This window comes from Streptomyces sp. NPDC047841 (genome assembly GCF_040704085.1).
Taxonomy (GTDB): Bacteria; Actinomycetota; Actinomycetes; order Streptomycetales; family Streptomycetaceae; genus Streptomyces; species Streptomyces argyrophylli.
Map to the genome: position 1 here is coordinate 137,912 of NZ_JBEYRP010000013.1, position 14,449 is coordinate 152,360.

Below are 14,449 nucleotides of genomic sequence, written 5' to 3' on the forward strand. Positions count from 1 at the left end.
TGCCGGTCGACTGCCACGCGTCGTGCGCCGATCACGTGGCTGGTACCGAGCGGGCCGACCGCCGGGATGAGCGCTCCCACGACGGTGTCGCGCGGCTTGAGCGCGGGGAAAGCCGAGACCGATCTTGCTCGTGGCCGGTGTCAGGTCGACCAGGCGTCCTCGGTCGGTGACGAGGTGAGCAGATCGGCGTCGCCGTGGTCGAGTCCTGCCGTGTAGCGGTGCAGTTCGTTGACGTTCGCCATGTGCAGCTCCGGCACCGTGCTCGGCCCCGACCGGCAGGCCGTGCGGTCGTCCCAGTTCGCCGATGCCGCGCACGGGGAGCTGCGCACGGTCGTGCACGAGGTGCTGCCCCTGGACCAGGCGGCGCGGGCGCACCGCGCGATGGACGCGGGGGAGGTGTTCGGCAGGGTGGTGCCGGAACCCTGAGCCGGGCACGGACCGGTGCCGCCCAGCGCGGGGGAGTGGCAGGCCCAAGCGCCGCCGCCGGCGCTCGGGGCCTGTCGGCACCACGGGAAGAACCCTGCGCCCCGCCGCCGGCAGACCGGCATCCAGGCAGGCCCGCCACATCGGAGGAGGCGCCCTGCCCACGGCCACCGTCCCGTCGTCATGCGTTCATCCTCCGAACGCCAAGCCGCTCGATGGATTGGTTGTTGAACAACCTATTGACTGTCGAATGGCTGCTTGCGAGCATCACCTAGCTACCGAAGCTCCCGGACAATCCGCGCGTGGCTCCGCCACGACCCCCACCCGGACGAGGAGTTCATCTGTGTCAGCCATGGAATCGACTCATCGCTCGTACAGCCGTCTTCGGCGCCGCCCCTCCCTCACCCTCGCGCTCCTGATGGCCCTGGTCGCCGCCCTCGGCCTCACCGTCATGGCGCAGCCATCCGCCCACGCGGCCGGCACCCTTCTCTCCCAGGGCAGGCCCGCGACCGCCTCCTCCACCGAGAACGCCGCCTTCAGTGCCTCGCAAGCCGTGGACGGGAACGAACAGACCCGCTGGTCCAGCGCGTTCACGGACCCGCAGTGGATACAGGTGGACCTCGGGGCCCAGAAGACCATCACCCAGGTGACCCTGCAGTGGGAGGCCGCCTACGCCAAGGCCTTCGCCGTGCAGACCGCCACGAGTGAGAACGGTCCCTGGACGACCGTCTATTCGACCACCACGGGCGCAGGCGGCGTACAAAACCTGAACGTCAACGCCACGGGCCGCTACGTCCGGATGTACGCCACCCAGCGCGCCACTCAGTACGGCTACTCGCTCTGGGAGTTCCAGGTCTACGGCAGCGGGGGCGGCGGATCCGACCCCTCGGGCGACTTCTGGGGGACGACCGACGACATCCCGGCGTCGTCGGCCGTCATGAAGGTGAAGGTGCTCAACCGGACCAACGGCGCCTATCCCGACAGCCAGGTGTACTGGGACTACAACGGCGAGGTGCACTCCATCGCCGAGCGGCCCTACGTCGACATCGTCGCCGGACCCGCCCAGCGCATGTACTTCTACGTCGGCGCCCCCAAGGGCCAGTACTACGACTTCATCGAGTTCACCACCGGAACGTCCAGCTTCAACGGGAACACCACCCGCGTGGACGCCTGGGGTCTGCCGCTGGCCGTTCGACTGCACTCGCACAGCGGCCAGGAGATCCAGCTCGGCGACACCCAGGACCTGTTCACCATGAGCCGCGACCAGGTGTTCCAGAACTTCCGGGACTCCGTACCGCAGCCGTTCAAGGTGCTGGCCCAGACGCAGGCTCCCTACCGGATCATCGCTCCGGGCAGCGACCCGAGCTTCCGCGCGGGCGGCGCGAACGCCAACTACTTCACCTCATACGCGAACTCGGTCGGCGTCAACGAGTCGACGTCGAACATCTTCGGGTGCGCCGGTTCCCTCGCCGCGAACGCGAGCCTGTGCGCGGCGCTGAACCGGCACACGGCGAACCTGCCCGCAAGCCAGCAGCAGGACCCGTCGAAGTTCTACTCCGGTGACCCGGCCAACTGGTACGCCAAGTACTGGCACGACCACGGCATCAACCACCTGGCCTACGGCTTCCCGTACGACGACGTCGCCGGGCAGGCCGCGTACGCCAGCATGGACAAGCCACAGTGGATGGAAGTGGCCGTGGGCTACTAGGGCCTGCGCCTGGGGGCTCCGGGTATGGCTCCAGGTGATGAGCCGCTTCGATGGCTCAAGACACTTGGCCGCCCGGAGCCCCGCGACGACTCGACCGCCACTCGGAAGTCGCGACTCGATCGGTGAACGCTGTCCCGCCGCGAACTGGAGCTGATGTACCAGTCCGCAGATCTGCAGGACGGCAACATCCTGAAGTTCTGCCACGCAGAGCCGGACTCCCCTCACGAGGCGGCCCTGCAGCTCCTCACCGTGGACCCGCACTCGGTGCACCGCAGTCAAGCGGTCAACTCTCGCGATCCTTCGGGGGCTGCCGCGGCAGTGGGTGCCGTGCCGGAGGGCCGGGCGGATGCCTGGGCAGTGAGGCGGAACTCGCATGCGTGGGGTAGGACCCCCTCGGTGGCGCGGGCGCGGGCAGTGGTTCGGGTGGGCGACCGCGGCGCCGCGGGATGGGGTCCGTGCAGCATTGGACAGATAGTCTCTGCGCAGATAATCTCTGAATAGATCATCTAGCGGAGGAGACCACTCATGTGGAAGTACGAGCACAGCATCGATACCAGCGCCACCCCCGAGGCGATCTGGCGGCTGTGGGCGGACGTTGAGAACTGGGGCATCTGGAACGCCGAGATCGAGAAGATCGAGATGGACGGCCCGTTCGCGGCGGGCACGCGGATCACGATGACGCCGCCCGGGGACGACCCGGTACTGCTGCGCATCGCCGAGGCGGTCGAAAACGAACGATTCGTCGACGAGGCGCGCTTCGACTGCCTGCTGCTGCGTACCATCCACCGGATCGACCGGATCGACCAGAAGCGGATCCGCGTGGCGTACCGGATGGAGATCACCGGCACCGGCGCCGACGAGGCCGGCCCGCAGATCGGCCCGGGCATCACCGCCGACTGGCCCGAGACCATGGCCTCGCTGGCCGAGCTGGCGCTTCGCTGATGCCCCTCAGCCCCGGCGACAGCCCCGGATTCCTGCTGTGGCACGCCACCCTGCGGTGGCAGCGCGACATCGCCGCAGCCCTGGCCCCGCTCGATCTCACCCACGTGCAGTTCGTGCTGCTCGCCTGCACCTGGTGGCTCAACACCCAGGGCGAGCATCCCAACCAGCTGGCCCTCGCCCGCCAAGCCGGCACCGACGTCAAGATGACCTCCCAGGTACTCCGCATCCTGGAACGCAAAGGACTCATCGAGCGTGAAGTCGACCCGGCCGACACCCGCGCCAAACGACTGCGCGTTACCGACACCGGCGCCGACCTGGCCCCACGCGCGATGGCCGCCGTTGAGCGCGCCGACGCGCGGTTCTTCCAGCCGGTGCCCCTCGACGACGCGGTAGCCCTGCTCGGCCGCCTGGCCCATCCCGAAACCTGAAACGCCCTCACCGACAACTGCAGGCCACCGAACCGAACCCACCGGTCGGTGGCATCTGCGACAGACGTGGCGGCCCGAGGATGCCCCACGCCCGGATAGCCGCTCAGACACGGATGCACGTGGACACGGATGCACGTGGACACGGTGCCCACCTGGCGGAGCCGGTTCGCCGCTGGCGGCCTGCCCGCCCTGTCCGACCCCGGGCGCTCGGGGGGACCGCCCTCGTTCACCCCGCTGCAGGTCGCCGAAGTCAAGGCCCTGGCCTGTCAGTTACCCGCCGAGACCGGGACCCCGCTGTCACGCCGGTCGTGCCCGGAACTGGCCCGCGAGGCGGTCGCCCGGACCATCGCCCCGGCCGTGTCGGCCTCCACTGTGCGCCGCTGGCCCAAGGCCGACGCGGTCAAGCCCTGCGAGTACCGGTCCTGGATCTTCATCCGCGACGCGGACTTCCAGGCCAAGGCCGCCCGCGTGCTGGACCTGTACGCACGCACCTTCGACGGCGACGGCGAACCCCTCGGCGAGGACGAGTACGTCATCTCCAGCGACGAGAAGACCTCCATCCGCCCCCGCTGTCGCTGCCACCCGACCCTGGCTCCGGGCCAGGCCCGGGCGATGCGCGTCAACCACGAGTACGGCCGCGGCGGCGCGCCGGCCCACCTGGCCGCCTACGACGTCCACCGCGCGAAGGTCTTCGGCCGCTGCGAACCCAGGACCGGCATCGTCCCCTTCATGCACCTGGTCGCCCAGGTCATGAGCACCGAGCCCCACGCCAGCGCCAAGCGCGTCCACGGGGTCGTCGACAACGGCTCATCCCGTCGCGGCCGAAAGGCCATCACCCGCCTGACCAGCGCGTTCCGAACGCGGTCATGGTCCACACCCCGTCCATGCCTCCTGGACCAACCACATTGAGATCCTCTTCTCGATCGTCCTCTACCGCTGCGGCTGTGTGCGGAGCCCGTCGAGGATGAGCGCGAGCATGCGGGGCGACCGGTCCTCGGGGCCGGACGCGGCTCGCCACAGTGCTCCGGTGAGCTGGAGGAAGTCGCCGGGGTCGGCGTCCGCGCGGATGCTTCCGTCCTTTTTGCCGGAGTCGGGGGAGCCCCCTCGGGCGCGCCGCAGGGGTGTCACAGCATTTCCAGCGGCCGTTTGCTCCTCACCGGCGGGAACGCCCGGTCCAGGGTCGCGAGGTCCTCGGCGGTCAGGTCCACCTCCAGAGCCGCTCTGTTCTCCTCGACGTGTGCGCGGGAGGACGCCTTCGGGATCGCGATGACGTCCTCGTGCCGCAGGACCCAGGCCAGGGCGATCTGCGCGGGCGTCGCACCGTGGGCGGCTGCCACGTCCCGCAGCGTCGTGTGGCCGAGCAGACGGCCCTGCTCGACCGGCGAGTACGCCATGACGGGGATCGACAGTTCACGGCACTTGGGCAGCAGACTGTACTCAGGCCCTCGACGGCTGAGGTTGTACAGCACCTGGTCGGTCTGCGGCCGGGCTCCGGGCGGCAGGTCCGCGAGATCATCCACGTCCAGGTTGCTCACCCCCCAGGAGCGGATGGCACCCTCCCGCACCAGGGACTCGAACGCGTCGACCGTCTCCTCCAGCGGCACGGCTCCACGCCAGTGCAGCAGGTACAGATCGATCCGGTCCGTGCGCAGACGACGCAGGCTTCCCCGGCATGCCTCGGCCACTCCACCGGCGTCCGCGTGGGAGGGGAGTACCTTGCTGACCAGGAAGACCTCGTCCCGCCGTCCGGCCACCGCCTCGGCCACCACTTCCTCCGCCGCGCCGTCCCCGTACATCTCCGCGGTGTCGACGAGGGTCATCCCCAGGTCCAGCCCGGCGCGCAGGGCCGACACCTCGGCCGCGCGGCGCGCGGGATCCTCCCCCATGCCCCAGGTGCCCTGACCGAGCGCCGGGACCGCGACCCCGCAAGGAAGGGTGACCGTCCGCGGATCCGCCATGGCTTCCTCCTGGATGTAACGGTGGCCAAGACCTCCGACCACCCACTGCACCACGACATACATCTCGGATCGGAACGGCATCCTCTCAGACCGGAAGGGGATTCTCCTGCGGCGCGCGTTCAGATTCCCCGTTGGGCCCATGGCTCATCCAGCAGCGCCGTGCGCGTCGCCCGGCTGCCGCTGCTGCCGCCGCTGCCGCCGCCGCACTGATGTGATCGGGATCTTCCGAGAGTTCTGTCGGAGTGTTCAGCGGGGCTGACCGAGTGTTGCCGCTGGACGCAGGTTCTCCTCGAGTTCTCCGGCCATGGCCGCTCTGGCCAATGCCCGTCCCAGCCGAGGTGCCTGCTTGAACAGGTTGTGCCCGGCGGTGAAGAAGATCCTGTCGGCTTCCCAGACCGCCATGCCGTCTTCGCTCCACGGCAGCTCTGTCACCCAGCAGTGCAGGTACTCGACAGGCTCGGGGTCGAGGCCGGGCAATGCGCGGGAGACGTACGCGCGGGCGCGGTCGTTGAGCGCCACCAGTGCTTCGGGGTCCGCGAAGCTGCTGTCCTCCCGTACCTCGACCGTTTGGCTGAGGCCCACCGCGTATCGGCTGTTGCCGGGGTAGGGGGTCGCGTAGACGCCGACCTCGCCGAAGTCGCCGCTGCTGTCCTGGAGGCAGGCGACCCGTTCCGGGGGCGCTCCCCTGACCTGGAAGGTGAGGCGGACGTGGGCTGCCGGCCGAATGGGCAGCGAGAGCCCCACGCTGCGCGCCAGCCGCGCCGTGCCCAGGCCCGCGCACACCACGGCGGTTGCGTACTCTTCGCGGCCGACGGCACTGAGCACTTCCACCGTGCCGCGGCGCGTCGGACGCAGCGAGATGACCTCGTCGGTGACCACGGAGTCACCCAGCGCGTTGGCCAGGCTCTCGACCGCGACACGGGTGCGGATGGCGCCACCGTCCTCATCGAACATCGCGGGACCGCGGTAGTCGGCGAGCAGCGGCATGCGTGCGTGAAGCTCGGTGCTGTCCACGGTCCGGACCGGTATGCCGCCGGCATCCTGCAGAATGCGCAGTCTCCCGGGAACGGGACCGCCCAGGGCGACCACTCCGTCATGGGAGATCATTTCGGCGCCCAGCCGGTCGGCCCACTCGTTCCAGACGGCGCGGCCCTGCCGGGCGAATTCGACCAGGCGGGCGTCGTCGTGCGCGTGGCGGAAGATGCGGGACTGGCCACCGGACTGTCCGTGGCCTGGAACGCCGCTTTCGTACACCCGCGCCGTCGTTCCGCGTTCGGCCAGTGCATAGGCGGTGCAGAGGCCGACGATGCCGGCTCCTACCACGGCCACGTCGGGAACCCGGTCCATTCGATCGCCTCACTTCGCGTTCCGGAGCTGTCCCCCTGCGGAGCAGGAATCAAGTTCATCCGTCGCCGCCGCGAACTGGTGGGTGACTGGACCCGGTGGGCGGCGTCGTCAGGCTCTACGTGACGCGACGGCGGAACCGTGTCTCCTTCAGCCTCACACCGGTCCGGAATATGTCAACCGGCCACCCCCGGACAGCGACCGCCCGCGTCGATGGCCTCCAACGCCGCCAGACGGCTCTCTGGCAGCTCTCCAGCGGCCATGGGCACGGTTCCCCGGCGGCGCGCCGTTCGGTGTTCTCCAGGGCACTGCGGGCCCGCCGGGCATCGGTGGTGCAGCGCGCCCTGGCAGCGGCAAGCTCCGTATCCGTGCGCAGCGAACAGACAGCCACCGTCACCCCGCCGCGGCCCGCCTCCCGCCAGGCGGCAACCGTGGCGAGGCCGCGCTGGACATGCGGGAGGCCGGCCGCCAAGGCGAGGACGTGGTCGCCCGGTACGAGACCACCCGCGCGACGACGCACCTCGCGCTCGGCAGCGTCCTCGACGCCTTCGGCTACCGCGCCAGGCCGCACGCCCTCGGGATTCGGGTACGACATCGCCCCGGACCAGTCCTGACCCGCCCGACCAGGCGCCGACCGGCGCCCGCACGGAAAGGGAAACAGCCAGGGCCGCTTCCGCTGCCCGCGCGCAACCCGAGGAAGCCCCCGCCCGGCTGGCTGCGGGGGCCTGCGGCGGGCGACTCGCTGTGCCATTGCGCCGAGGAGCGGGACGCCGGCTCCGTGGAGCCCGGGACGTGAGCGCGCCGGTGGGGCGGGAGCCGCTCGGCCCCGCCCCACCGGCTCGCTCGGGAGCCACGGCCCCCGGGGGATTACCGTGTCACTCCCAGGAGTCCTGGTTCGTGGACACCAACTGACCCGGGATCACCCGCCCGTTGGTGCTCAGTTCGGTGTACGCCCAGTACTCGACGTCAGGCTTCAGCGGAGCGTTCGGCCGCAGTTTGTACTGCGGTGTCGTGCCGCGCTCCACCGCGGTCGGCAGTCCCAGCGTCGCCGGCGCGTAGTGGCCGTCGCGGCCGAGGACGACGTGGCCGAGCCGGTAGTCGACGACCGGGCTACGGGAGTCCTGTGCGAAGACGTACGCCGTGTACGTGCCCGCTTCCGGCATGAAGACCCAGGCCCGCTCGGAGCTGCTCCAACTGGCGGCGCTCCGGTAGACCAGCTTGTCGCCCCTGTACAGCCAGAGGTCGAGGTTGGTGTCCGGGTCGTCGGTCGCGGTATCCACGACGATCCCGGCGCTGCCCGCCGGCACCTTGAAGGAGTGCGCCTGCACCCCGAGGGCCTTCCGGTCGAAGACCCCGCCGCTGACCCTGGTCCGCATCGAGTACGACTCCCGCTGCATGGGGGCGTAGCCGGTCGACCGGCCGGAGACCGGGCCGGTGAAGCCCGGCTCGAACATGCCGTAGGTGCCGTCGGCGAGCCGGCCGAACTCTTCCAGGTTGTCGTCGTACTGCCGGGGCGAGATGCCCCACGGGCGCGCGGCGACCGGAATCCTCACCTGGTGAGCGGTGCCACGCCAGGTGATCGCGCCGGTGACGTAGCGGTCCCACGGTGCGCTGCCGCGCCGCAGCGTGATGGTGACCGAGGCGGTCTCACCCGGTGCCACCGTCACCGTTGCCGGTGCGACGCTCACCCGCATGCCCTCCAGCCCGCTCGTCGAGGCGTGGTACGTCTCCCGCTTGCCGCCGACGTTGGTCAGCTTGCGGGTCAGCACCACCGGTTTGGTGCCGTCGTAGTCACGCAGCCCGATCGACGGCAGGTTCAGCTCGCGGCCGTCGGGCTGAGCCGCTTCGCTGAAGGCGGTCAGACTCCTGGCGTCCGGCTCGATGACCAGTCCCGGATCGGCGGCCCGCTTCAGCGACGGCAGTCCGCTGCCCTGGGCCAGCGGGCTGGTGTCGCCGACGGTGCCGGCCGTGGTGTGCAACGCCGAGGCGACCGCGCCGGGCGACCAGCCGGGATGCTCGGCCCGCAGGATCGCGGCCGCACCGGCCACGTGCGGGGTCGCCATCGAGGTACCCGAGTACGCGTCGTACTGCCGGCCGAAGTTTCCCGGCGGGGAGACGGCCGCGATGATGTCGCTGCCGGGGGCGACCAGGTCGGGCTTCATCAGCCCGGGGTGCGTCTTGTCCGGCCCTGTCGAAGAGTAGTCCGCGATGGTCGGCGCAGCTGGGGCACCGGAGCCGTGGCTGCTCGAAGTGAGCCGTGCGGTGCCGTCGGTCGGGTGCCTCATCAGGTAGTTGAAGATCTTGCCGGCCTGGTCCCTGGTGTTCAGGTAGAGCACCGGGAAGTCGTAGATGCTGTTGACCCGGAAGTTGCCATTGGGGTCGAAGAGGACCATTGCCGCCGCGTGCTTGGCTTTGAGCTCCTCCACCGCGCCGTAGGGGCTGTCCAGGGCGCAGGCGACCACCTTGCCCTTCACCTTCGCCGGGTCCAGGCTGCCGGGCTCGCAGTACGCCGAGCCCTCCTCCAAGGTGCCGGCCTGCTCGCCGAAGACCAGCGGCAGGGATCGGCCGCCGGGGAGCACGTCCAGCGAGGCGCCGGTGATCGAGGTGCCGTCGCCGAGCCGGACGGTTCCCTCGTTCACGTGGGTCACCGCCGCGCCGACTGTGGTGACCCACGGCTGGGTGTTGCTGACCGCGCTGCTGAAGCCGGAGTTGCCGGCCGCGGCCGTGACGAAGACTCCGGCCAGCGTGGCGTTGAGGAAGGCCTGGCCTATCGGGGTGTTGGGCTCGCTGTCCCCGAACTGCGTTCCGATCGAGTAGTTGAGCACCTGTACGCCGTCGGCGACCGCAGCGTCGATGCCCGCGATGATGTCGGCGTCGTATCCGAGCCGCCCCAGAGGACCTTGTAGACGGCGATCCGCGCGTCCGGGGCCACACCGGAGACCGAACCGAAGTTCCGCCCCGAGATGGTGACGTTGTCGACGGGCAGGCCGGCCGCGGTGGACGCCGTGTGCGTACCGTGCCCGACCATGTCCCGGGGGGAGAGCACCTCACCCTCGGGCAGTGTGCCGCCCGACGCCGCGAGGAAGGTGTCGGCGAAGTACCGGGCGCCGAGGATCTTGCCGTTGCAGTGCTGGGCGGCGAAGGTGTAGCCGGTCTGGCAGGTGCCGTGCCAGCCCGCCGGGGCCGTCGGTATCCGCTTGGCGAACGACGCGCTCTCCGGCCAGATCCCGGTGTCCAGGACGCCTATCACGACCCCGGCGCCGGTGCTTCGGCCCGGCTTCCGCGCGGCGGACCTCTGCGCGCCGGCCGTCGTTGAGCCGGCTGCCCGGGCGCCGGTGGCGGACGCCCCGGTCCTCGCTGTTCCGGCGGTGCCCGTCGCCGTGCCCGTCGCCGTGCCGGTCGTCGGCTGCGGCGTGGTGTCACCAGGAGACGCCTGGCTGGTACCGACCACCTGGGACTCGGTGACCGAGCGGACCCGCTTGTCCGCCTTCAACTCCTCGACCTGCGCGGGGGTCAGCGTGGCGGAGAATCCGTTGAGGGCCGTGGTGTACACCTCGTCGACCGTGACGCCGGCTGCTTTGGCCACGGCCGTCCGCTGGGTACCGAGGTGCTTCCGGTACGCCTTCGCCGCCCCCGACTGCGGTTCCAGCGGCTCGCCCGGTGCCGGGCGGGTCCGGGCCAGCCCCGAGAGCCGGCCCGTGTACGTCGCCACAGGTTCCTCGGCGAGCTGCACGATGTACGGAGTGCGGCCGGAGGGCTTTTGCTTGTCGTTCGCCTCGGACTTACCGGTCTGGCGCGGTCTGAACCGGCCTGCGCCCCCGGTCAGGTCGACCCGGTCTCCGCCGGGTCGCAGCCCAGAACTGACACCGCTTCCCACCGAGGTGTCCGGCCCGTCGGCTGCCGCCGTTGCGGTACCACCGGTGGCGACCGTGCCGCCGCCGGCCAGGACGAAGGCCAGCAGGGGTATGGCCAGCCTCCGTCGGTGGGCTCGTCTGCTCGTACCCACGAGACTCCTTCCAGTAGCTCCCTGATGGGAGCGATCCCATGGACGTCGACGCTCTCTCCCGGGATGTGAGGGGGGAGCGCGATCTACCTAACTTGACGTCAGTTAACGACGTGTTACCGGCTGTTTCAGATGCTTGCGTGGCCACAGTGGCCGTTGCATGCGGACGGTGTCCCGAACGAGCACGATCGGACCGCCCAGCTGGTTCCGGGCGCGGACCAACAGGTCACGAAAGTCCCGCGAGCCGAAGCTCGGTTCTCGCGTCCGTGGAATGCGTGGACCGCACCTGTACGAGGTGAATGGCGGAACGGCCCGCCCCACCTTCCAGGGCCGCCGCCCCCGTCGCGAGCGCCGCAGACGAGCCCGAGTGGACCCACTGACCAGACCCGGGAGACCCCCTCTGCGAGCCCCGCGCAGCCTGGTGGCGCCGGCGGGGAGAGTCCACGGCTCGATGGGTCAGGGCCGGTACCGGGCCGTGAGCGAGGGTAGGGACGGGACGCGACTCGTCATGTGCCGACCCCTGTCGCGGTGGCCGAAGACCGGGCCAACAGGGCTGTCTCAGGCTATCGTTGACGTGTCTCTCCGAGATGGTGGTTCCTCGGTCACGCTCCTGTTCGATGCTCGTGCACACCCAAGCCGACTGGCTTGTCCGGCAGATGCCCCGCCACCACCCCGCCCCTCTCTGGACAGCGCGCGACAAGCGGGCCGGGCCTGGGGGAGTCCTGATCTCGGCGTTCTGATCACACGGCTGGCCGGGACGGCGATGCCGTATCAGAGGGAGAGGGCGGCGCGGCTTGTGTCGGGCCGGTCGCCCGCGAGTGCGCCGAGGAGACAGCCGGAGTAGTTGGCAGTGTCCGGGTCAGCGCCGGCAGCCGCGGGCAGCCCTGTCCAAGCGTGCATCAGCAGGCTGGATCGGGGCCTGGGCGAAAAGGGGCGGCGCCCATTCCCGCGATCGGGCGTGGCGGCCGGCCTGGCGGCATGGGCTCAGGGGACCTGGGCGGCAATCGGACGCCGTCGACCCGGCCCGGTCGTCGGCATGGGACTCCAAACAAGGGGCGATGAGCGTCGTCCATGGGCGCAGCGGCCGGATGCGAAGCACCCTGGTGGAACTCCTCCTCGTCGTCGGCCCGCCACACGCCGATGGCGCGGAACTCGCCCACCGGGCGCCGCAGCCGGGCCCGATCGCCATGGCCGGCAGTTCCGTCGCACGGCTTGCCGCTGGTCAACCTCGTGTCGTCGGGGACGCTCACGGTGATCTCGGCCAGGAGCTCTCGCACGATGTACCCCCGCGGTCGCCGGTGAGGCATTCGTGCGCCCGAGGCCGGCACCGATGGCATGACCGGCCGCCTCGCCGCTGAGAGGCGCGGCCCCCGGCGCGCGTAGCATGGCGCGCGTGGAACTGCGCCAACTGCGTTATTTCGTCGCCGTCGCCGAGGAACTGAACTTCGGCCGGGCCGCCGAGCGGTTGCTCATCGCGGGCCCCTCGCTCTCCCAGCAGATCAAGGCGCTCGAACGGGACCTGGGCGTCCGGCTGTTCGATCGTAACCGCCGCTCGGTCTCCCTCACCCCGGCCGGCGCCGCGCTGCTCCCGCACACCCGTGCCCTGCTGGAGCGGGCCGACGACCTCAAGCGCCAGGCCGGCCGACTGTCGGGCTCGGAGTCGGTTCGGCTCGGGTACGTCAACTGGCTGCCGCCGGACCTGACTTCGCGGACGGCCGCAGTGGCCCGAGTGCACCTGGACGCCTGGGTCGCCCCCTCGCACACCCAGGCCGCGCGGGTCGCCGACGGCAGCCTCGACCTCGCCGTCTGCTGGGTGCGCGCCGAGGACCTCGAGCGGCTCGGGTTGCGGGCACGACTGATCGGCGCCGACCGCCTCTATGCCGTCGAGAAGGGCGGCGACACCAGCGACCCACCGGATGTGGCGGCCCGGGACACCGATGTACTGATTGACGATGACATCACCTCCTGGGCGTCCTGGAACGTGTACGCCGAGGAACTGACGCAGGTCACCGGGGCCCGCGTAGTGCGCATCTCCGATGGTGCCATCACCGGCCCCGCCTTCTTCGACCACGTCCGCCGCTGCGCCCGCCCAGTCCTCAACTCACCCAAGGGGCAGACCGCTCCGCTCCCGCCCGACCTGGTCCGCCGCGAGATCGTCGCGCCGAAGGTCTACTGGACCTGGTCCCTGGTCTGGCGCGCGAGCGAGGACCGTCCCGGAGTCCTCGCCGCCGTCGACGCCCTGTGCGACGGCGTCGGCGACCTCGGGATCCACGCTCCGGACGCCTGGCTGCCCGCCGACGATCCGTACGCGATCCCCGCCTGACGTGCGGTGGGAGGCTGTGCCTCCCAGGTGGTAGGAACCCGGTCCTTCCACTGCCGAATCGCCCGGCCTACCTTCAAATAGTCGACCGGTCGGCTAGTGATCGGTCATCCTGTTCGGAGAAGGTCAGCATGAGCACACAGCACCAGAAGGTCGCGATCATCACCGGCGCCTCGCAGGGCATCGGCGCCGCCCTCGTCCAGGGCTACCGCAAGCTCGGCTACGGCGTCGTCGCCACCTCGCGCACCATCGCCCCCGCCGACGACGCCGACGTCCTGACCGTACAGGGCGACATCGCCGAGCCGGCGACCGCCGAGCGGGTCGTCACCGCGGCACTCGAGCGGTTCGGCCGTATCGACACCGTGGTCAACAACGCGGGCATCTTCGTCGCGAAGCCCTTCACCGACTACACGGCCGAGGACTACGCCAGCGTGACCAGCATCAACGTCGCCGGCTTCTTCCACCTCACCCAGCAGGCCATCCCGCACCTGCTCGCCCAGGGCGGCGGGCACATCGTGAGCGTCACCACCAGCCTGGTGGACAGTCCGGACGCCCGGGTCCCCTCCGTCCTCGCCTCGCTGACCAAGGGTGGCCTGCAGTCCGCGACCAAGTCCCTGGCGATCGAGTACGCCACCCGGGGCATCCGCGTCAACGCCGTGTCGCCCGGCACCATCAAGACCCCCATGCACCCCGAGGAGACCCACGAGTTCCTCGCCGCCCTGCACCCGGTCGGCCGGATGGGTGAGGTGAGCGACATCGTCGACGGAGTGCTCTTCCTGGAGACGGCGCCGTTCGTCACCGGCGAGATCCTGCACGTCGACGGCGGCATGAGCGCCGGACACTGACCGTACACCGAGTCCTGGACCAAGGAGTGGACATGACCGCCACGACCGACGACGCGGAGATCCTGAGCGGAGTGCTCGACCAGTGGAAGGCCGCGGTCGACGCGCACCAGCCCGACCGCGTCGCCGCCCTCTTCACCGAGGACGCCGTCTTCCAGGGGCTGCACCCCTACAGCGTCGGACGCCAGGGCGTAGCCGACTACTACGACTCCCAGCCCCTCGGCATGAAGGCGGCATACCGGATCCTCGAGACCAGGCGGCACGCCGACGACCTCGTCCTCGGCTACCTCGCCGTCGAGTTCTCGTTCACGGACCGGCCCCCGCTGGACGTGAAACTCTCCGTCCTCGTCGTCCGCACAGGGGACGACTGGTCCATCGGCCACTATCAGGTATCCCGTCTGGATTAGCCTGTTCGGCCAGTTGAACCGGCCTCGTCTCTGGCGCATGCCGACGCCCACTCAATGGGCGCTTCACACCCGGG

At 70.4% G+C, this 14,449-nt stretch carries 11 protein-coding genes and 2 pseudogenes; 8 read left to right on the forward strand and 5 right to left on the reverse strand.

Annotation, left to right across the window (positions count from 1 at the left end; genetic code table 11):
* Positions 1-225: 225 nt before the first annotated feature.
* The 5 genes and pseudogenes from AB0947_RS22935 to AB0947_RS22955 form a co-directional block, all read left to right on the forward strand.
* A pseudogene (locus tag AB0947_RS22935) lies at positions 226-426 on the forward strand (zinc-binding dehydrogenase); the annotation flags it as partial.
* A 349-nt stretch (positions 427-775) separates the two neighbouring features.
* Positions 776-2,131 carry a beta-1,3-glucanase family protein gene (locus AB0947_RS22940; RefSeq protein WP_366752192.1) on the forward strand — a complete coding sequence of 452 codons (1,356 nt, stop codon included), beginning with the start codon at positions 776-778 and terminating at the stop codon, positions 2,129-2,131.
* A gap of 525 nt (positions 2,132-2,656) precedes the next feature.
* Entirely contained in the window at positions 2,657-3,073 is a 417-nt protein-coding gene (locus AB0947_RS22945) for a polyketide cyclase (RefSeq protein WP_366752193.1), read from the forward strand.
* The gene (locus AB0947_RS22950) at positions 3,073-3,501 is read left to right on the forward strand and encodes a MarR family winged helix-turn-helix transcriptional regulator (RefSeq protein ID WP_366752194.1); all 429 of its coding nucleotides are present in this window, start codon (positions 3,073-3,075) and stop codon (positions 3,499-3,501) included. Before AB0947_RS22945 ends, AB0947_RS22950 begins: the two co-directional genes overlap by 1 nt.
* Positions 3,502-3,636: 135 nt before the next feature.
* Positions 3,637-4,410, forward strand: a complete 774-nt coding sequence (locus AB0947_RS22955; RefSeq protein ID WP_366752195.1) for a helix-turn-helix domain-containing protein — start codon at positions 3,637-3,639, stop codon at positions 4,408-4,410.
* A 21-nt stretch (positions 4,411-4,431) separates the two neighbouring features.
* Here AB0947_RS22955 and AB0947_RS22960 read toward each other — a convergent pair whose 3' ends face one another.
* From AB0947_RS22960 to AB0947_RS22980, 5 genes and pseudogenes are all read right to left on the reverse strand, one after another.
* A complete protein-coding gene (locus AB0947_RS22960) occupies positions 4,432-4,629 on the reverse strand; it encodes a hypothetical protein (RefSeq protein ID WP_366752196.1) in 198 nt (65 codons plus the stop codon).
* Positions 4,626-5,459, reverse strand: coding sequence for an aldo/keto reductase (locus AB0947_RS22965; RefSeq protein ID WP_366752197.1), 834 nt, complete (start codon positions 5,457-5,459; stop codon positions 4,626-4,628). The genes AB0947_RS22960 and AB0947_RS22965 overlap by 4 nt, the downstream gene beginning before the upstream one ends.
* Positions 5,460-5,705: 246 nt before the next feature.
* Positions 5,706-6,806: an FAD-dependent oxidoreductase gene (locus AB0947_RS22970; RefSeq protein WP_366752198.1), complete on the reverse strand. Its 1,101-nt coding sequence runs from the start codon at positions 6,804-6,806 to the stop codon at positions 5,706-5,708.
* An 872-nt stretch (positions 6,807-7,678) separates the two neighbouring features.
* Positions 7,679-8,575 (reverse strand): hypothetical protein, encoded by an 897-nt coding sequence (locus AB0947_RS22975; protein WP_366752344.1) that lies wholly within the window; start codon positions 8,573-8,575, stop codon positions 7,679-7,681.
* A 216-nt stretch (positions 8,576-8,791) separates the two neighbouring features.
* Positions 8,792-10,809: pseudogene (locus tag AB0947_RS22980) on the reverse strand (S8 family serine peptidase); the annotation flags it as partial.
* Positions 10,810-12,190: 1,381 nt separating this feature from the next.
* Between AB0947_RS22980 and AB0947_RS22985 the strand changes: the two are divergent.
* The 3 genes from AB0947_RS22985 (at position 12,191) to AB0947_RS22995 (ending at position 14,375) form a co-directional block, all read left to right on the forward strand.
* The gene (locus AB0947_RS22985; RefSeq protein WP_366752199.1) at positions 12,191-13,129 is read left to right on the forward strand and encodes a LysR family transcriptional regulator; all 939 of its coding nucleotides are present in this window, start codon (positions 12,191-12,193) and stop codon (positions 13,127-13,129) included.
* Positions 13,130-13,257: 128 nt separating this feature from the next.
* Complete coding sequence (locus tag AB0947_RS22990) at positions 13,258-13,971, forward strand: SDR family oxidoreductase (RefSeq protein WP_366752200.1); 714 nt, start codon at positions 13,258-13,260, stop codon at positions 13,969-13,971.
* A gap of 32 nt (positions 13,972-14,003) precedes the next feature.
* The gene (locus tag AB0947_RS22995; RefSeq protein ID WP_030651808.1) at positions 14,004-14,375 is read left to right on the forward strand and encodes a nuclear transport factor 2 family protein; all 372 of its coding nucleotides are present in this window, start codon (positions 14,004-14,006) and stop codon (positions 14,373-14,375) included.
* Positions 14,376-14,449 lie beyond the last annotated feature (74 nt).